A 16,987-nucleotide genomic window follows, 5' to 3' on the forward strand; every position below is an offset into this window, starting at 1 on the left:
CTTCAGCGCGGCGCTCGGGGCGTCGTGGACGATCGTTCCGCGCTCCAATATCACAACACGGTCGGCGAGCCCCAGAATCTTTTGCGCGTTCTGCTCGACGATGATCGAGCAGATGCCGCCCGCCCGGGTGATCGTGCCGATCGCCTTCAGGAGCTCCTCGACGATGATGGGGGCAAGCCCCTCGGTCGGCTCGTCCAGCAGCAGGACCTTCGGGTTGAGGGTCAGCGCGCGGCCGATCGCCAGCATCTGCTGCTCGCCGCCGGAGAGCTGGTTGCCAAAATTGCCCCGCCGCTCCTTCAGCCGCGGGAACATCTCGTAGACCCTTTCGACCGTCCAGGGGCCAGGCTGGGCCACCGCCGTCATGTTCTCCTCGACCGTCAGGGAGCGAAAGATGTTGCGCTCCTGCGGCACCCAGCCGATGCCGGCGCGCGCCCGCTGGTCGGGCCGCAAGGCCGTGACGTCGGTGCCGCCGAGCGCGACCGAGCCGGAGAAGCGGCGAGTGACCCCGACGATGGAGTTGATCAGCGTGGTCTTGCCAGTGCCGTTGCGCCCGAGCAGCGCCAGCACCTGCCCCTCGGCGAGACGCAGGGACATGTTCGGCAGCACGACTGCCTCGCCATAGCCGGCGCGCAGGGATTCGATCGCGAGCAGGTCAGACATTGACCGCCTCCTCGCCGAGATAGACGGCCTTGACCTGCGGGTCGCGCGCGACCTGCTCGGGCGGGCCTTCGGTGAGCAGCGCGCCCGAGACCAGCACCGAGATGCGGTCGGCGAAGGAGAAGACGAGGTCCATGTCGTGCTCGATCAGCAGCACGGTGACGTCGCGCGGCAGGCTGCCTACGACCGCGAGAATATCGTGGCGCTCGCTTTCGGGCACGCCGGCGGCGGGTTCGTCGAGCAGCAGCACGCGCGGCTTGGCCGCGATCGCGACCGCGATCTCGAGCAGGCGCTGCTTGCCGTAAGGCAGCGTCACCGTCTGCTCGTTCATGACGTCGAGCAGATGGAAGCGCGTCAGCAGATCGGCGATCTCGCCATTGACATCGCTACGCGTGCCCATCCGCCGCCACCACTCGCCGCCATGGCCGAGGCGCTCGGAGACGGCGAGACCGATGGTCTCGAGCGGGGTCAGGTCGGGATAGAGCTGATTGATCTGGAAGGTGCGCGACAGGCCGCGCAGCACGCGCTTGTGCACGGCAAGGTCGGTGATGTCCTGTCCTTCGAGCAGGATGCGGCCCGAGTTCGGCTTCAGCACGCCGGTGAGCTGGTTGATCACCGTGGTCTTGCCGGCGCCGTTCGGGCCGATCAGCGCGTGGCGGGCGCCCTGTTCGATCTTCAGGGACAGGTCGCGGGTGACGCGAAGGCCGCCGAACTGCTTTTCGAGGTTTTGGGTTTCGAGCGCGATGGTCATGCGTCGCTCTCCGGCACGGCGACGACGGCCTTGCGCCCGGCAAACTGCTTGATCACGAGGTTCGGCACGTACAGCACCCAGCGATGCAGGCGCTGGCGGCCGACCAGCACGATCACGACCAGCACCAGGCCGATCCAGAACTGCCAGTATTGCGGGGTGATGGTGGAGAACAATTCCTGGAGCATGCGGAAGATCACAGCGCCGACCAGTCCGCCATAGAGATAGCCGGTGCCGCCGATCACCAGCACCAGCATCAGGTCGGCTGAGCGTTCAAAGGCGAACACGTCGAGCGAGGCGATCGCCGTGGTCTGGGTGAAGAGTGCGCCGGCAATACCCGCATAAAAGGCCGCAAGCGTGTAGATCGCGATCAGGCGGCGATTGACCGGGATGCCGATCGCGGCCGCCCGCAGCGGATTGTTCTTGATCGCGCGCAACGACAGTCCGAACGGCGAATGCACCACGCGGCGAGCGAACAGGAACAGCAGGAACAGCACGGCCAGCGAATAGAAGAAGCCGGTCTTGCCGAACATGTCGAACGGGATTTCCCCGAAGATCGGCTGCATCTCGATGCCTTGCAGGCCGTCGGTGCCGCCGGTGATTTTCGAGAAGCGCTCGGCGAGAGCCTCGAGCAGCAATGCAATGCCGAGCGTCACCATCAGCCGGGTGAGATCAACGCCACGGATCACCAGGAAGCTGGTGGCGAAGCCGAGCACCATCGCGGCGAGGCCTGCGGCCACGAGCGCGAGCACAGGCTCGTTGATAATCCCATGCAAGGCGAGAAGCCCCGCAGCATAGGCGCCGACGCCGAAGAAGGCGGCGTGGCCGAGCGAGACGATGCCGGCATAGCCGAGGATGAGATCGAGCGACATCGCAAACAGCGCCAGCCGCAGGATGTCGGTCATGATCAGATAGCGCGTGGGAAATGCGAAGCCGCAGGCCAGCACGACGAGCCAGAAGGCGGCTTCGCCGTAGTGCCAGCGCGCCTGGCGCTGGGCGTGATGACCGACGTCGGAAGAAGCGCTCATCGGCGAACTCAACGCGCAGCCGTGCGGCCGAACAGGCCGTTCGGGCGCCAGATCAGGATCACGATCATCATGGTGTAGATCACGAAGGGGCCCATCTTCGGCACGTAATATTTGCCGGCGACATCGCCGATGCCGAGCAGGAGCGAGGCCAGGAACGGGCCGGTGATGGAGGAGGAGCCGCCGACGGTGACCACGATCAGGAAGTAGATCATGAACTTCAGCGGGAAATACGGATCGAGCCCGAGGATCTCGGCGCTGAGCGCACCGCCAAGGCCGGCGAGCCCGCAACCGAAGGCGAAGGTAAAGGCGAACACCTGTGGCACGTTGATGCCGAGGCCGCTCGCGGCGCGGGGATCGTCGACGGCAGCGCGCAGGCGGCTGCCGAAACGGGTCTTGGCCAGCACCATCTGGAGCGCAATGGTGAGCAGACCGCAGATCACGATGATCATCAGCCGGTAGCGGCCGATGCCGACGCCGAACAGGTCGAACTGGCCCTGGAGCGCGGCCGGCAGATTGATGAAGACCCGCGACGAGCCCTGGATGTAGTCAACGGCGGCGACCGACATGAAGGTCAGGCCGATCGTGAACAGCACCTGGTCGAGATGGCTGCGCGCATAGAGGTGGCGGTACAGCGTGCGTTCGAGGGCGATGCCGATCGCTGCCGCGGAGACGAAGGCGAGCGGCAGCGCCGCGAAGAACGGCCAGCCCATCCGGTTGACCAGCACCATGCAGACATAGCCGCCGGCCATGGCGAAGGCGCCATGGGCCAGGTTGACGAAGTTCATCAGCCCCAGCGTGACCGCGAGCCCGCAGGCGAGCACGAACAGCAGCATGCCGTAGGCAACGCCATCGAACAGGTTGGTGAGGATAGAGGTCATCGAGGGTCGGTTGATCCTGGCGGTCTTTCGTCATTCCGGGGCAGCGCGCAGCGCTGAACCCGGAATCTCGTTTCAGCAATTTCGAGATCCCCGATGCGCGCTAAGCGCGCTCGGGGATGACGCGCTTTCGCGCGTCACTTCTTGGTCTTGCCGAGATCCTTGACGGCTTCGAAGGTTGCGAACTCGACGTTGTAGAGCTCGCCGTCGACCTTCTCGACCTTACGGATGTAGATGTTCTGCACGATGTCGCGGGTCTCGGGGTCGATCGAAATCGGGCCGCGGGGGCTCTCCCACTTCTGACCCTTCATGGCCTCGACCAGCTTGGTGCCGTCGGTATCGCCATTGGTCTTTTTCAAGGCTTCATAGATCAGGTGGATGCCGTCATAGCCGCTCACCGCCATGAAGCCCGGACGGGTGCCGTACGCCTTCTTGTAGGCCGCGACGAAATCCTTGTTCATCTGCGAGGGATGCGCCGCGGAATAGAGGTGGGCGGTAACCGTGCCGAGCACGGCGTCGCCCATGTTATTGAGGAGATCGTCGTCGGTGACGTCGCCCGGTCCGATCACCTTGATACCCGCCTTGTCGAGGCCGCGCTCGGCATATTGCTTCATGAAGTTGCCGCCCTGGCCGGCCGGCACGAACACGAAGATCGCGTCGGGCTTGGCGTCCTTCATGCGCTGGAGGAACGGCGCGAAGTCGGGATTGGCGAGCGGCGTCTTGACCTCTTCGACCACCTCGCCGCCACCGCCGACGAAATGCTCCTTGAAGAAGTTGAGCGCGTCATTGCCCGGCGCATAGTCCGAGGTCAGCGTCGCCACCTTCTTGATGCCGTTCTTCACCGCCCAATCGCCGATGATGGTCGAGGACTGCGCCAGCGTGAAGCTGGTGCGCACGATATAGGGCGAGCGCTCGGTGATGATGGAGGTGCCGGCGGCCATCACGACTTCCGGGATCTTGGCTTGGGTCGCGAGCGGTGCGGCCGCGAGCGCCGCCGGCGTCACGCCGAAGCCCGCGATGAAATTGACCTTGTCGTTGACGATCAGCTCTTGCGCGGCGGTCTTGGTCTTGTCCGGAATCGCAGCATCGTCCTTGAGGATGATCTCGACCTTCTTGCCGGCGACGGTGTCGCCCTTCTGCTGCATGTAGAGCTTGATCGCGTTCTCGATCTGCTTGCCGGTCGAGGCCTGGCCGCCCGTCATCGGCAGGATCAGGCCGACCTTGACGGTGTCCTCGGCCTTGGCGGGCGCGACGGCCACGAGGCCGGCAACGGCTGCCACCGCGGCGGCCCAAGAGAACTTACAAGAAAGCTGCTTACGTTCGAACATCAGATGTCCCTCCCCTTCATTCCTGACCTCTTGTGCGCCGAACCGAGTGCCCGGTCCTTGCTTCACCTTAGCTCACGCACGAGCCCTATCGCGCGTCACATGGCGTCCTTCGCGCCCCCCTTGTCAATCGGACGTTTGGCGACCATTCGGCGCAAGCCGAGCATCCCGATTTCCGCGGCGGAGAGCTATGTCGCGGTTACGTCGGGGTGACCCCGAGCACGCGACCTTGGCTGCTTCTATTTGTACGATTGTACAAATAAAATGGACCTGTCAACGAAAAAGCCCCCTCGCCGACCAAGCCAATTTGTCGCGAGCCCCGGGCCGCAGTCTAGAAACGCGACCGGCCGCGGGGATGGAGGATTTCGTCTTTCTTTTGCAGAATTTGTACATCGGCGAGACCTTGGCTGGCCGCAACTCGGTAATTAAATACCTACCTCGAATAAGTCTATTTTACCTTGTTGAAGGCTACTCTCACGGCGCCAGCCTGACCCGGCGTCCAACCAGACCGAACCCGCGCGCCCACACAATGTCCAAGCCTTTCCGGTCCCTCCTGGCCCTCCTCGCGCTCGCCGCGGGGCTGTCCGGCTGCGGCACGGTCAACGAAAAGCTCTCGGCCGGCATGGGCGACTACGTCCCGCAATGGGCCGGCGGCCTGCCGGCCGACGCCCCACCGCGGGTCGGCACGCCGCAATACGAGGCCTACATGAAGGAGCGCGAGCGCAAGCGGCTGCTGCCGGCGGCGGATCGCGAGAAGGAAGAGCAGGCGMAGAAGGGCGCGACGGGCACCACGTCGAGCGGCGCAGTGCGCTGAGGGATAGCCGTCATTCCGGGGCGATGCGTCAGCAGCGAACCATGGTGCGCAATTGCGCACCTGAGAATCTCGAGATTCCAGGTTCGCCTCTTCGAGGCGCCCCGGAATGACCTCCGGATCAATCCACAAACACCACAGTCTTGCGGCCGTTGAGGATGACGCGGTCGTCGAGATGGTAGCGGATCGCGCGGGCGAGCACGCGGCGCTCGATGTCGCGGCCCTTGCGGACGAGATCTTCGGGCGTGTCGCGGTGGCTGATGCGTTCGACGTCCTGGTCGACGATCGGGCCCTCGTCGAGGTCGCGGGTAACGTAATGGGCGGTGGCGCCGATCAGCTTCACGCCACGCTCATGGGCCTGGTGATAGGGTTTTGCGCCCTTGAAGCCGGGCAGGAACGAGTGGTGGATGTTGATGCAGCGGCCGGAGAGCTTGGCCGAGAGATCGTCGGACAGGATCTGCATGTAGCGGGCGAGCACCACGAGATCGGTGCCGGTCTCGGCGACGAGGTCGAGGATCTGCGCCTCCTGCTCGCGCTTGGTCTCCTTGGTGATCGGCAGATGATGGAACGGGATTCCGCCGAAATCGAGCCCGGCATAGACCTCGCGCGGATGGTTGGAGACGATCGCGGTCGGGATCATCGGCAGCTCGCCGATGCGCCAGCGATAGAGAATGTCGACCAGGCAATGGTCGGATTTCGACACCAGCAGCATCACCTTGCGATGCGCGGCGCGGTCGCGCATCTGCCATTGCATGCCGAAACGTTCCGCGATCGCGGCGAAGCCGGTCTGGAGCGCCGCAAGCTCGACGGCGAGATCTGCCGCGGTGAACACCACGCGCATGAAGAAGTTCTTGGTCTCGACGTCGTCGAACTGCTGGGCGTCGAGAATGTTCTGTCCGTTGTGAGCCAGGAAGGTCGACACCGCCGAGACGATGCCGGGACGATCCGGACAGGACAGGGTCAGGACATATTGATGATCGGGCATGGGCCTTGATGAAGGTTTGGGCAGCGGGTGCGGAACTACCTGCGATTTGCGTCCTGCTCTATCACCGACCCCACCCTTGCGCCAATCCCAAGACTTGATTCCAAGACTTGCTTCAACATGAAGCCCGGAGTCAGGATGAACGTACCATTGCGATTGACTGACCGGAGCACGCCCATGGCCGACCGCTTGAACGGCTACCGTATCCTGATCCTGGAAACGCGCGAGGAGGCGCAGTTTTCGAAGCTTCTGGCCGAGCAAGGCGCCGAGGTCGTGCAGTGCCCGATGTTCACCATCCAGGATGCGCCCGACCCGGCCCCGGTCGAGGCCTGGATCCGACGCGCCATCGACAAGCCCTTTGACGACCTCGTGCTGATGACCGGCGAAGGCCTGCGGCGAATCATGAAGCTCGCGCGCGCGCACGGGATCGACCAGGCTCTTGTCGCGGTACTTGCCAAGGCACGAAAATTCACCCGCGGACCAAAGCCTGGGAAAGCGCTGCGCGAGGTCTCGCTCGAACCACAGCAGACCACGGAGAAGCCGACCACCGAGGGCGTCATCGAGATGCTGGCAAGGCTCGATCTCAGGGGCCGCCGTGTCGGCCTCCAGCTCTATCCCGACAAGGATCACGGCGCGCTGACCGGCGCGCTCGCCGCACAAGGTGCTGATGTCGATACCGTGCTGCCCTACGTCTACGACGCCAAGGCGGCGGACGCCAACATCGTCGCCGCCATCGACGCCATGGCGGACGGGCGGATCGATTCGATCGCGCTCACCAATCTCGGCCAGGTCCGCCGCCTGATCGAAGCCGCAAAGGCGCATGGCAGCGAGGCGCGCCTGCGCGCTGGCTTGGAGCGGACGCTGATTGCGTCGGTGGGTCCGGCGGTTTCCGGCGAGTTAGCCACGCATGGGCTGCGGACGGATATCTCGCCGGCCGACGAGGCCTATTTCATGCGGCCGCTGATCTCGGCGATGGCGAGCGCGCTTGCGGAGAAGCGGTCGAAGGCGGCAGCGAATTGACCGAACTTCCTCCCCGAGTCGTCCCGGCGAAGGCCGGGACCCAWAACCCCAGGGAGAGGTCATGGCCCGAAGCTGGTAACCGCTAGTCTTCGCCAAACTCAATCCTGTGGTTATGGGTCCCGGATCTACGCTCCGCTTCGCTGCGCTTGTCCGGGACGACGGAGAGAGCCGTCGCTAATCCCCATACCCGCGCAGCCGATCGATATCCAATATCGTCACGCCGCCGTACTCCAGCCGCAGCAGTCCCTCCTTCTCCAGGCGGTTCAGCGCGCGATTGGCGTTCTGACGCGACATCCCCGAGAGCGCGCCGATCTCCTCCTGGGTAATCTCCAGATGCGCGGTCGATTCCGGATAGAGGATCGGGTTGAACAGCGAGGCGATGCTGCGGGCGAGCCGCGCCGTGGCATCCAGCGTGCGGTTGACCTCGAGCATGCCGATGAACTGGCCGAGCCGCTCGTTGAGCTGGCGGACCAGGAAACGGTTGAAGCCGACGCTGTTCTCGAACAGCCACATGAAGGCAGAGCGCTCCATCAGCGCGATGCGGCTGTCGCGAAGTGCGACCACGTCGTAGCGGCGCGGCTCGTTCTTCAGCACGCTGCCCTCACCGAACCAGGCGCCGGCCGTCAGTCCCGCGAGGCTCGTCTGCTTGCCGTCGCGCGAGACCCCGCCCATCCGGGCGAGGCCAAAGACCATGCCGGCCCAATAACCGAACCTGTCGCCGCGCATGAAGACGGTCTCACCGGTGCCGTAGGACCGTTCCGTGATTCCGGCGCGGGCGACCTCGATCTCCCGCTCGGTGAGCTCGCGCGACCAGGCGGCAATGCGCTTCAGTTGATCCTCTGAAATCATGATCCCGAAGCCAGCCGCACCGTTTCGTCACTCCATCCTTCTGCTGCACTGCAACACGATCGTTTCAGCCGCCACCCGACGAAAGAGGATGGCGCTGCCGCCCGAAAAACTTTGTCGCCGAATTGTCAGGCGGGAGACATTCCTAAATAGCGCTTTCCCCTATTGAGGGCCACCTTGGGCGATGCGGCTTTTGATCCCGACCGGGAACGAGAGTGGCGCGGGATCCGGTCGAGACCAATAGCTGCATGGCCTCACCGGGACGACCGTACTAGGATCGCCCGACAGCAACCGACGAAGAGCGCCACTGAAAGCGCCATCACCGGGGAGGGATTTGTTTGGTGGCTACCAGTCTTGAAGTGCGCGGCGTGTCCCTGCGGTTCGGCGGCGTCCGTGCGCTGACCGATGTCGGCTTCGCCATCAAGGATGGCGAGCTGTTCTCGATCATCGGCCCCAACGGCGCCGGCAAGACCTCCATCGTGAACTGTATTTCCGGCCGCTACAAGCCGACCGAAGGCCAGCTGTTCTATCAGGGCCGCGATATCACAGGCCTCACGCCCAACGCCCGCGCTTCGCTCGGCATCGGCCGCACCTTCCAGAATCTCGCGCTATTCCACCACATGAGCGTGCTCGACAACATCATGGTCGGCCGCCATCACCTCCTCAGGAACAATTTCTTCACGGGCTCGCTCTACTGGCTGACCGGCGCGCGCAAGGAGGAGCTCGAGCATCGCCGCAAGGTCGAGGAAATCATCGACTTCCTCGATCTCCAGTCGGTGCGAAAGGCGCAAGCCGGCACCCTCTCCTACGGCCTGCGCAAGCGCGTGGAGCTGGCGCGCGCCATGGCGCTGGAGCCGCGCCTCATTCTCCTCGACGAGCCGATGGCCGGCATGAATTTCGAGGAGAAAGAGGACATGGCCCGCTACATCGTCGACCTCAACGAGGAGTTCGGGATGACGGTGGTGATGATCGAGCACGATATGGGCGTGGTGATGGACATCTCCCACCGCGTCATGGTGCTCGATTTCGGCCGCAAGATCGCCGAGGGCGATCCGGCCGCGGTGCTTGCCGACCCCCATGTCAGGCGCGCCTATCTCGGCGAGGAGGATGAGGTGCTGGTCGATCCCGACGATGCGCCGCCGGCGCAGGAGAGCGCGGCATGATGGACTATGCGGGCCGCGTCGCGCAGGCGGATACCTATCCCAAAATGCTCCGGCTCAATGCCAGGGAGCACGGCAACGAGATCGCGTTGCGCGAAAAGGATCTCGGGCTGTGGCGCCCGTTCACCTGGAATGACTACCACACGCGGGTGCGCGATTTCGCGCTCGGCCTCGTCGAGCTCGGCCTCGGTCGCAGCGACGTCGTCGGCATCATCGGCGACAACCGTCCGGACTGGGTCGCGGCCGAAATCGCCGCCCACGCGATCGGCGGATTGAGCCTCGGGCTCTATCGTGACGTGCTGGACGAGGAAGCCTCCTACCTCCTCAATTACGGCGAGGCGCAGCTCGTCTTCGCCGAGGACGAGGAGCAGGTCGACAAGCTGCTGGTGCTGGCCGAACGGGTGCCGAGGCTGAAGCACATCATCTATTCAGATCCGCGCGGGATGCGAAAATATGACGATCCGCGGCTGATGTCGGCGGAAACATTCGCCGAGCTCGGCCGTGCGCGTGCCGCGCGCGAGCCGGAGCTTTACGACAGGCTTGTCGACGCCACCAAGGGCGAGGACGTCGCGATCCTCTGCACCACGTCGGGCACCACCTCGCATCCAAAACTCGCGATGCTCGCCGCCGGCCGCGTGCTCGGCCATTGCGCGACCTATCTCGCCTTCGATCCGAAGGGGCCGGACGACGAATATGTTTCGGTGCTGCCGCTGCCCTGGATCATGGAGCAGGTCTATGTGCTCGGCAAAGGCCTGCTGTGCCGGATGAAGATCAACTTCGTCGAAGAGCCCGAGACCATGATGAACGATTTGCGCGAAATCGCGCCGACGTTCGTGCTGTTTGCACCACGCGTCTGGGAATCCATCGCGGCCGACGTCCGCGCCAAGGTGATGGATGCGACGCCCTTCAAGCAGCGCCTGTTCGATGTGGGAATGAAGACGGGCCTCGCYGCACTCGAACAAGGCAAGCGCTCGGGCTATGCCGACGCGATCCTGTTCCGCGCGCTGCGCGACCGCCTAGGCTTCACCCGCCTGCGCTCGGCTGCGACCGGCGGCGCGGCGCTCGGGCCCGATACCTTCAAGTTCTTCCAGGCCATGGGCGTGCCGCTGCGCACGCTCTATGGCCAGACGGAGTTGCTCGGCGCCTACACGCTGCATCCCGAGGGCAAGGTCGATCCCGATACCACCGGCGTGCCGATGGCCGACAGCGTCGAGATCCGCATCGACAATGCCGACATTCACGGCGTCGGCGAGATCGTGGTGCGGCATCCGAACATGTTTCTCGGCTACTACAAGAACCCGGAAGCCAGCGTTGCCGACATCAGGGACGGCTGGATGCTTTCTGGCGATGCCGGTTACTTCAACGCGAACCGCCAGCTCGTGGTCATCGACCGCATCAAGGATCTCGCCGAGACCTCGCGCGGCGAGCGCTTCTCGCCGCAATTCATCGAGAACAAGCTGAAGTTCTCGCCCTATRTCGCCGAAGCCGTGGTGCTGGGCGCGGGCCGCGACGCGCTCGCCGCGATGATCTGCATCCGCTACTCCATCATCTCGAAATGGGCGGAGAAGAACCGGCTCTCGTTCACGACCTACAGCGACCTGGCCTCGCGTCCCGAGGTCTACGCCCTGCTCCGCAGGGAAGTCGAGACCGTCAACGCCACGCTGCCGCCGGCACAACGCATCTCGCGCTTCCTGCTGCTCTACAAGGAGCTCGACGCCGACGACGGCGAGCTCACCCGTACGCGAAAGGTTCGCCGCAGCGTCATCAACGAGAAGTACGCCGGCATCATCGACGCCATCTACCGCGGCGACGCCGACATCCCGGTCGACACCGTCATCCGGTTCCAGGACGGCACCACGCAGCGCGTGCGCACGACGCTGCGGGTGGTGGATCTGGGCGGCCCCGGACATCTGGCGGAGGCGGCGGAGTGAAACACGTAATCGTCATGCGCGGGCTTGACCCGCGCATCCATCTTCTTCCGAACAAGCTTCCGTCCACATTGATGGATTGCCGGGTCAAGCGCGGCAATGACGAGTTGGGTCAGTCGACATGAACACCGCCTTCCTCATCCAGCTCCTGGTCAACGGCCTCGTGGTCGGCACGCTCTATGGCGTAGTCGCGATGTCGTTCGTGCTGATCTACAAGGCGACGCAGGTCGTCAACTTCGCGCAAGGTGAATTGCTGCTGGTCGGCGCCTGGGTGTGCTGGGCCCTGCTCGCGAAATACCAGGTGCCGTTCTGGATCGRSATGCCGATGACGCTGGTGTTCATGTTCGCGTTCGGCATCGCCATCCAGGTCCTGATCCTGCGGCCGATGATCGGCGAACCCATCATCTCGGTGATCATGGTGACGATCGGCCTGTCGACCGTGCTCCAGGCCACGCTGAAATGGATGTTCGGCGTCAATCCGCAGCCGTTCCCGCGCGTGTTCGAGAGCCAGTCGGTCAGCCTGTTCGGACTTCAGATCCAGACCGTCTATGTCATGAGCCTCGTGGTGTCGGTCGCCATGATGATCGGCATGGCCTGGTTCTTCCGCGTCTCGAAATACGGTCTTGCGATGCGCGCCACAGCGTTCAACCAGCAGGTGGCCCAGTCACTCGGCATTTCCGTCAAGAGCGTGTTCGCGATGGCCTGGGCGATCTCGGCCACGGTGTCGGCGGTCGCGGGCGTCGTGGTCGCAGTGGTGAACGGCGTGTCGTCGGGCCTTGCGGCCTACGGCATCAAGGTGTTTCCGGCGGCGATCCTCGGCGGGCTCGATTCCGTCGGCGGCGCCGTGCTCGGCGGCATCATCATCGGCCTGCTCGAGAACATCGCGCAATATGTCGACAGCGAGTATCTGCACTGGGGCAATCTCTACGAGATCGCACCGTTCTACGTCCTCATCATCGTGCTGATGATCAAGCCGTATGGCCTGTTCGGCACCCATGACATCGAGCGGATCTGACCATGGCCGGCCCTGCCCTCATCCCCGCTGGTGATTTCCGCACTTCCTATGCGGCGGACACCACCATCTTCCCGACCACGACCAGCCGCAATTTTGCGATCGCCGGAGTGCTGGCGCTGTGCCTCGTGCCGCAATTCCTCGGCGGATACTGGCTCAGTATCCTGATCCAGATCGGCATTTTCTCGATCGCGGCACTTGGCCTGAACATCCTGGTCGGCTTCACCGGCCAGATCTCGATCGGGCACGCCGCCTTCTTCCTGCTCGGCGCCTTCACCTCGGCCTACATCTCGAACAACGCACCGATCCCGGTGTTCTTCGCGATCCCGCTCGCGGGCGTCGTGACAGCGCTGGTCGGGCTGATCTTCGGCATCCCGGCGGCGCGGCTGAAGGGGCTGTACCTCGTCATCGCGACGCTTGCCGCGCAATACATCCTGCTCGATTTCTTCTCCCGCGCGGAGTGGTTCACCGGCGGCTCGGTGCCGGCCAGCGCCAATCCGTTCTCGATCTTCGGCTTCACCCTGCGCGGCGACGGGCAATATTTCTATGTCGTGCTGGCTTATGTGGTCGCGAGCTACGTCCTCGTCACCAATTTGATGCGCACGCGCGACGGCCGCGCGCTGGTGGCGATCCGGGACCATTATCTCTCCGCCGAGATCATGGGGATCAACCTCACCAAATACCGCACGCTGTCGTTTGGCCTCGCCGCGTTCTTTGCCGGCATCGCGGGTGCGCTCTATGCGCATTACCAGCTCGTGGTCTCCCAGGAAGGCTTTGGCATCGAGCGTTCGATCCTGTTCCTGGCCATGATCATCATCGGCGGCACCGGCTCGATCATGGGTACGCTGATGGGCACCGCCTTCGTGGTGCTGCTGCCGGAAACGATGGAATTCCTCAGCCTCTACCTGAAGGGCGGCGCGATCGACAAGGCGCTGTCGCTCAACAACAACATCACCTTCCTGCGCGAGATCGCGATCGGGGTGATCATCATCGCGTTCCTGATGTTCGAGCCGGACGGGCTCGCCCATCGCTGGCGGCAGATCAAGGCCTATTGGAAACTCTACCCGTTCTCGCATTGAGCACGGGCGACTCGCTAACCAACCAATAAAACAGGAGGAGGCAACCCATGAAGACAAAATCGCTTTTGAGCACCGCATCGCTCGCGCTGGCGATCGCCGCATTCTCGGCGGGTGCGCAGGCCCAGATCGCGATCGGGCATCTCGCCGATTATTCCGGCGGCACCTCCGACGTCGGCACGCCCTACGGCCAGGCCGTCGCCGACACCTTCGCCTGGGTCAACAAGAATGGCGGCGTCGGCGGCAAGCAGGTCAATGTCGACACCAACGACTACGGCTACCAGGTGCCGCGCGCGATCGCGCTCTACAAGAAATGGTCGGCGCCGGACTCCAAGGTCGCTGCGATCATGGGCTGGGGCACCGCGGACACCGAGGCGCTGACCGGCTTCCTCGCCCAGGACAAGATCCCCGATATGTCCGGCTCCTACGCCGCCGCCCTCACCGATCCCGAGGGCGTCAGCGGCAAGGCCAAGCCCGCGCCGTACAATTTCTTCTATGGCCCGAGCTATTCGGACTCGCTGCGCGCGATGCTGATGTGGGCGGCCGAGGACTGGAAGGCCAAGGGCAAGCCCGGCAAGCCGAAATTCGTCCACATGGGCGCCAACCACCCCTATCCGAACGCGCCGAAGGCCGCGGGTGAAGCCATGGCGCAGGAGCTCGGCTTCGAGGTGCTGCCGCCGCTGGTGTTCGCGCTGACACCGGGCGACTACAGCGCGCAGTGCCTGAGCCTGAAATCCTCGGGTGCCAACTACGCCTATCTCGGCAACACCGCGGCTTCCAACATCTCGGTCCTGAAGGCCTGCAAGACCGCCGGCGTCGACATCCAGTTCCTCGGCAATGTCTGGGGCATGGACGAGAACGCCGCCAAGACCGCAGGCGATGCCGCCGACGGCGTGATCTTCCCCTTGCGCACCGCGGTGAGCTGGGGCGGCGATGCGCCCGGCATGAAGACGGTGATGGAGATCTCGAAGATGTCCGACCCCACCGGCAAGGTCTATCGCCCCGTGCACTACATCGCGGCCGTCTGCTCGGCGCTCTACATGAAGGAGGCGCTCGACTGGGCCGCCAAGAACGGCGGCGCCACCGGCGATAACGTGGCCAAGGGCTTTTACCAGAGGAAGGATTGGGTGCCGGCCGGCATGGAAGGCGTCTGCAATCCCTCGACCTGGACCGACAAGGACCACCGCGGCACGCTGAAGGTCGACCTCTATCGCACCAAGATCGCGGGTGCGACCGACGGCGACCTCAACGACCTCATGGCCAAGGGCGCGATCAAGCTCGAGAAGGTCAAGACCGTCGAGCTGCCGCGCAAGCCGGAATTGCTGGGGTGGTGAGCGACTAGTCCGTTCGTCGTTCCGGGGCGCCTCGAAGAGGCGAACCCGGAACCTCGAGATTCCGGGTTCGGTCCTGCGGACCGCCCCGGAATGACGGGATGAAGCTGTGACGACATCGAAAGAGTAGCTGACAATGACTGAAGCGGCTCACATCGAGCGCCCCTCGCCCAGCATCGTGCCCGCGCCGCCCCTGCTCGGCGTGCGCAACATCGAGGTCGTCTATGACGACGTCATCCTGGTGCTGCGGGGCCTCAGCCTCGACGTGCCCAAGGGCGCGATCGTGGCGCTGCTCGGCGCCAACGGGGCCGGCAAGTCGACGACGCTGAAGGCGATCTCGGGGCTGCTCAAGACCGAGGACGGCGAGGTCACGCGCGGCGATATCCTGTTCGAGGGCGAGCGCATCAACGGCATCGATCCCGACAAGATCGTCCGCCGCGGCATCTTCCAGGTGATGGAGGGCCGGCGCATCGTCGCCGACATGACGTCGCTGGAAAACCTCAAGCTCGGCGCTTTCACCCGCAGGGATCGCGAGGTCGGTGCCGATCTCGACATGGTCTTCAACTATTTCCCGCGCCTGAAGGAACGCACGGGGCTCGCCGGCTATCTCTCCGGCGGCGAGCAACAGATGCTCGCGATCGGCCGCGCGCTGATGGCGCGCCCGAAGATGATTTTGATGGACGAGCCGTCGATGGGCCTGTCGCCGCTGCTGGTGAAAGAGGTGTTCTCGATCATCCAGAAGATCAACCGCGACCTCGGCGTCACCATCCTGCTGGTCGAGCAGAACGCGCGCGCCGCGCTGTCGGTGGCGAGCCACGGCTACATCATGGAGCAGGGCAAGGTCGTGCTCGACGGCACCGCCGACGAGCTGCGCGACAACGAGGACGTCAAGGAATTCTATCTCGGCGGCGCCGGCGACCAGCGCAAGAGCTTCAAKAACCTCAAGAGCTTCAAGCGGCGCAAGCGCTGGCTATAGCGTTTTGAAGCGAAGTGGGAACCGGTTCGCGTGAAGACAACGCGTCAAAACAACAGATTCCTAGCTCAGCACCTGCTCCGCTTCGGTGACTGCGCAGAGAACATGATAGAACGACGACGCAGGAATGGTGTCGATCAGCGATTTGCCGTCGCGATCGAACTGATCGTACCAGCCGCCCCGCACGGGATGGCTGAGATAATGCCGTTCGAGCCGCACCAACGCCGCGCGCGCTTCGTCTGCCGCGCCCGGCTCGCCGGACTCGGCCTGCGCGATCCACGCCTTCGCGATCTCGGTCTGCGGCCACAGCCGGCGCGTGCCGCGGCGGATGTTGCCGGTGTCATCGCCCTCGTCGATGAGGCAGCCGGTGGCCTCGTCGCGATAGCGCAGCGCCGTCGCCAGCAGTTCGGCGCGCCGCTGTCCGGTCGGGCAGCCCGTGATGCGCTCAAAACCCTTCAGCAGCCAGACCCATTCCGCCTGATGGCCCGGCTCGACGCTGACCGGCTCGATCCTCGACCAGTCCTCCTCGAAATATTCGCCGAGCGCGCGCTTCTGCTTGTGGTAGAGACTGGCGAGGAACAGCGCGAAGAACTCGCCGGCGCGATTCTGGAACGACAGATCGTGGGTCGCGTCGAAACACGCGATCATCGCCTCGAACAGGTGCATGTGCGGATTCTGCCGCCGCGGCAGCGAGACCGGCAGACCTTCGTGGACGCCGCCATGCGGCGAGCGCAGATGGCCGTCGAGGAAGCCCAGCAGCGCATCGATCTCGGCGCGAATTTGCGCGTCCTTGTCGAGCGCATAGACGGTCGCCAGCGCAAACAGGATGAAGGCGTGGTCATAGGCGTCGCGCCGCGCGTCCAGCACCGTCCCCTCCGGTGTCAGCCGGTGCACGAAACCCGGCCGGCCGTCGGGCGCCTTCGCCTTCGCCAGCAGATGCTCCAGCCCCCTGAGCGCGATGGCGCGGCCGTCCGGATACCAGCCCATCTGCGCCGCCTTGGCGTAGCAATAGATCTGGCGGGCCTGCACGAACACGCGTCGCGGCGCGGCCACGTCCGCCGTGCCGTCGCGGTGCAACCGGTCGATGAAGCCGCCCGCGGCATGGTCCCAGCCGATGGTCGACCACAACGGCATCGCCTCGTCGATCATGCGTCGCTTCAGGCGCGCGACGACGTCAGCCGTGTCGTCCGCCGCAATGATTCGCTCGTCCGCCAT

Annotated in this window: 16 protein-coding genes; 8 read left to right on the forward strand and 8 right to left on the reverse strand. The window is 64.5% G+C overall.

The window, feature by feature from the left end; genetic code table 11:
* The 5 genes from ACXJL8_RS00820 to ACXJL8_RS00840 form a co-directional block, all read right to left on the reverse strand.
* Nucleotides 1-660, reverse strand: a 660-nt coding sequence (locus ACXJL8_RS00820) for a branched-chain amino acid ABC transporter ATP-binding protein (RefSeq protein ID WP_456684475.1), incomplete at its 3' end; no start/stop codon positions are given.
* Nucleotides 653-1,408 carry an ABC transporter ATP-binding protein gene (locus tag ACXJL8_RS00825; RefSeq protein ID WP_456620958.1) on the reverse strand — a complete coding sequence of 252 codons (756 nt, stop codon included), beginning with the start codon at nucleotides 1,406-1,408 and terminating at the stop codon, nucleotides 653-655. The genes ACXJL8_RS00820 and ACXJL8_RS00825, both read right to left, overlap by 8 nt.
* A complete protein-coding gene (locus ACXJL8_RS00830) occupies nucleotides 1,405-2,433 on the reverse strand; it encodes a branched-chain amino acid ABC transporter permease (RefSeq protein ID WP_456620957.1) in 1,029 nt (342 codons plus the stop codon). The genes ACXJL8_RS00825 and ACXJL8_RS00830 overlap by 4 nt, the downstream gene beginning before the upstream one ends.
* An 8-nt stretch (nucleotides 2,434-2,441) precedes the next feature.
* A complete protein-coding gene (locus ACXJL8_RS00835) occupies nucleotides 2,442-3,311 on the reverse strand; it encodes a branched-chain amino acid ABC transporter permease (protein ID WP_456620956.1) in 870 nt (289 codons plus the stop codon).
* 134 nt (nucleotides 3,312-3,445) lie between these two features.
* Entirely contained in the window at nucleotides 3,446-4,636 is a 1,191-nt protein-coding gene (locus ACXJL8_RS00840; protein WP_456684476.1) for an ABC transporter substrate-binding protein, read from the reverse strand.
* 526 nt (nucleotides 4,637-5,162) lie between these two features.
* On the opposite strand from ACXJL8_RS00840, the gene ACXJL8_RS00845 reads away from it, so the two are divergent.
* The gene (locus ACXJL8_RS00845; RefSeq protein WP_456684477.1) at nucleotides 5,163-5,447 is read left to right on the forward strand and encodes a hypothetical protein; all 285 of its coding nucleotides are present in this window, start codon (nucleotides 5,163-5,165) and stop codon (nucleotides 5,445-5,447) included.
* Nucleotides 5,448-5,565: 118 nt separating this feature from the next.
* Here the strand turns inward: ACXJL8_RS00845 and purU are convergent, their stop codons facing one another.
* A complete protein-coding gene (gene purU, locus ACXJL8_RS00850) occupies nucleotides 5,566-6,429 on the reverse strand; it encodes a formyltetrahydrofolate deformylase (RefSeq protein WP_456620953.1) in 864 nt (287 codons plus the stop codon).
* A 174-nt stretch (nucleotides 6,430-6,603) separates the two neighbouring features.
* Here purU and ACXJL8_RS00855 point away from each other — a divergent pair, with 174 nt between their 5' ends.
* Nucleotides 6,604-7,446, forward strand: coding sequence for a uroporphyrinogen-III synthase (locus ACXJL8_RS00855; RefSeq protein ID WP_456620952.1), 843 nt, complete (start codon nucleotides 6,604-6,606; stop codon nucleotides 7,444-7,446).
* A 174-nt stretch (nucleotides 7,447-7,620) separates the two neighbouring features.
* On the opposite strand, the gene ACXJL8_RS00860 is transcribed toward ACXJL8_RS00855, so the two are convergent.
* Nucleotides 7,621-8,295 carry a Crp/Fnr family transcriptional regulator gene (locus ACXJL8_RS00860; RefSeq protein WP_456620951.1) on the reverse strand — a complete coding sequence of 225 codons (675 nt, stop codon included), beginning with the start codon at nucleotides 8,293-8,295 and terminating at the stop codon, nucleotides 7,621-7,623.
* Nucleotides 8,296-8,633: 338 nt separating this feature from the next.
* On the opposite strand from ACXJL8_RS00860, the gene ACXJL8_RS00865 reads away from it, so the two are divergent.
* The 6 genes from ACXJL8_RS00865 to ACXJL8_RS00890 all read left to right on the forward strand — a co-directional run bounded on the left by ACXJL8_RS00865 (nucleotide 8,634) and on the right by ACXJL8_RS00890 (nucleotide 15,775).
* Entirely contained in the window at nucleotides 8,634-9,455 is an 822-nt protein-coding gene (locus ACXJL8_RS00865) for an ABC transporter ATP-binding protein (RefSeq protein ID WP_456620950.1), read from the forward strand.
* Nucleotides 9,452-11,383: an AMP-binding protein gene (locus ACXJL8_RS00870; protein ID WP_456684478.1), complete on the forward strand. Its 1,932-nt coding sequence runs from the start codon at nucleotides 9,452-9,454 to the stop codon at nucleotides 11,381-11,383. Before ACXJL8_RS00865 ends, ACXJL8_RS00870 begins: the two co-directional genes overlap by 4 nt.
* A gap of 118 nt (nucleotides 11,384-11,501) precedes the next feature.
* Complete coding sequence (locus tag ACXJL8_RS00875; protein ID WP_456684479.1) at nucleotides 11,502-12,395, forward strand: branched-chain amino acid ABC transporter permease; 894 nt, start codon at nucleotides 11,502-11,504, stop codon at nucleotides 12,393-12,395.
* A 2-nt stretch (nucleotides 12,396-12,397) separates the two neighbouring features.
* A complete protein-coding gene (locus tag ACXJL8_RS00880; protein WP_456620947.1) occupies nucleotides 12,398-13,471 on the forward strand; it encodes a branched-chain amino acid ABC transporter permease in 1,074 nt (357 codons plus the stop codon).
* A 47-nt stretch (nucleotides 13,472-13,518) separates the two neighbouring features.
* Nucleotides 13,519-14,802: an ABC transporter substrate-binding protein gene (locus ACXJL8_RS00885; RefSeq protein WP_456620946.1), complete on the forward strand. Its 1,284-nt coding sequence runs from the start codon at nucleotides 13,519-13,521 to the stop codon at nucleotides 14,800-14,802.
* A 133-nt stretch (nucleotides 14,803-14,935) separates the two neighbouring features.
* On the forward strand, nucleotides 14,936-15,775 hold the full coding sequence (locus ACXJL8_RS00890) for an ABC transporter ATP-binding protein (RefSeq protein ID WP_456684480.1): 840 nt from the start codon (nucleotides 14,936-14,938) through the stop codon (nucleotides 15,773-15,775).
* 60 nt (nucleotides 15,776-15,835) lie between these two features.
* Here the strand turns inward: ACXJL8_RS00890 and ACXJL8_RS00895 are convergent, their stop codons facing one another.
* Entirely contained in the window at nucleotides 15,836-16,987 is a 1,152-nt protein-coding gene (locus ACXJL8_RS00895) for an AGE family epimerase/isomerase (RefSeq protein ID WP_456620944.1), read from the reverse strand.

The organism is Bradyrhizobium sp. P5_C11_2 (assembly GCF_054049755.1).

Bases quoted from the DNA above. Each gene is read 5' to 3' on its own strand.
- ACXJL8_RS00825 (WP_456620958.1), bottom strand. From the start codon at position 1,408: ATGACCATCGCGCTCGAAACCCAAAACCTCGAAAAGCAGTTCGGCGGC.
- ACXJL8_RS00830 (WP_456620957.1), bottom strand. From the start codon at position 2,433: ATGAGCGCTTCTTCCGACGTCGGTCATCACGCCCAGCGCCAGGCGCGC.
- ACXJL8_RS00835 (WP_456620956.1), bottom strand. From the start codon at position 3,311: ATGACCTCTATCCTCACCAACCTGTTCGATGGCGTTGCCTACGGCATG.
- ACXJL8_RS00840 (WP_456684476.1), bottom strand. From the start codon at position 4,636: ATGTTCGAACGTAAGCAGCTTTCTTGTAAGTTCTCTTGGGCCGCCGCG.
- purU (WP_456620953.1), bottom strand. From the start codon at position 6,429: ATGCCCGATCATCAATATGTCCTGACCCTGTCCTGTCCGGATCGTCCC.
- ACXJL8_RS00855 (WP_456620952.1), top strand. From the start codon at position 6,604: ATGGCCGACCGCTTGAACGGCTACCGTATCCTGATCCTGGAAACGCGC.
- ACXJL8_RS00860 (WP_456620951.1), bottom strand. From the start codon at position 8,295: ATGATTTCAGAGGATCAACTGAAGCGCATTGCCGCCTGGTCGCGCGAG.
- ACXJL8_RS00880 (WP_456620947.1), top strand. From the start codon at position 12,398: ATGGCCGGCCCTGCCCTCATCCCCGCTGGTGATTTCCGCACTTCCTAT.
- ACXJL8_RS00885 (WP_456620946.1), top strand. From the start codon at position 13,519: ATGAAGACAAAATCGCTTTTGAGCACCGCATCGCTCGCGCTGGCGATC.
- ACXJL8_RS00895 (WP_456620944.1), bottom strand. From the start codon at position 16,987: ATGGCGGACGAGCGAATCATTGCGGCGGACGACACGGCTGACGTCGTC.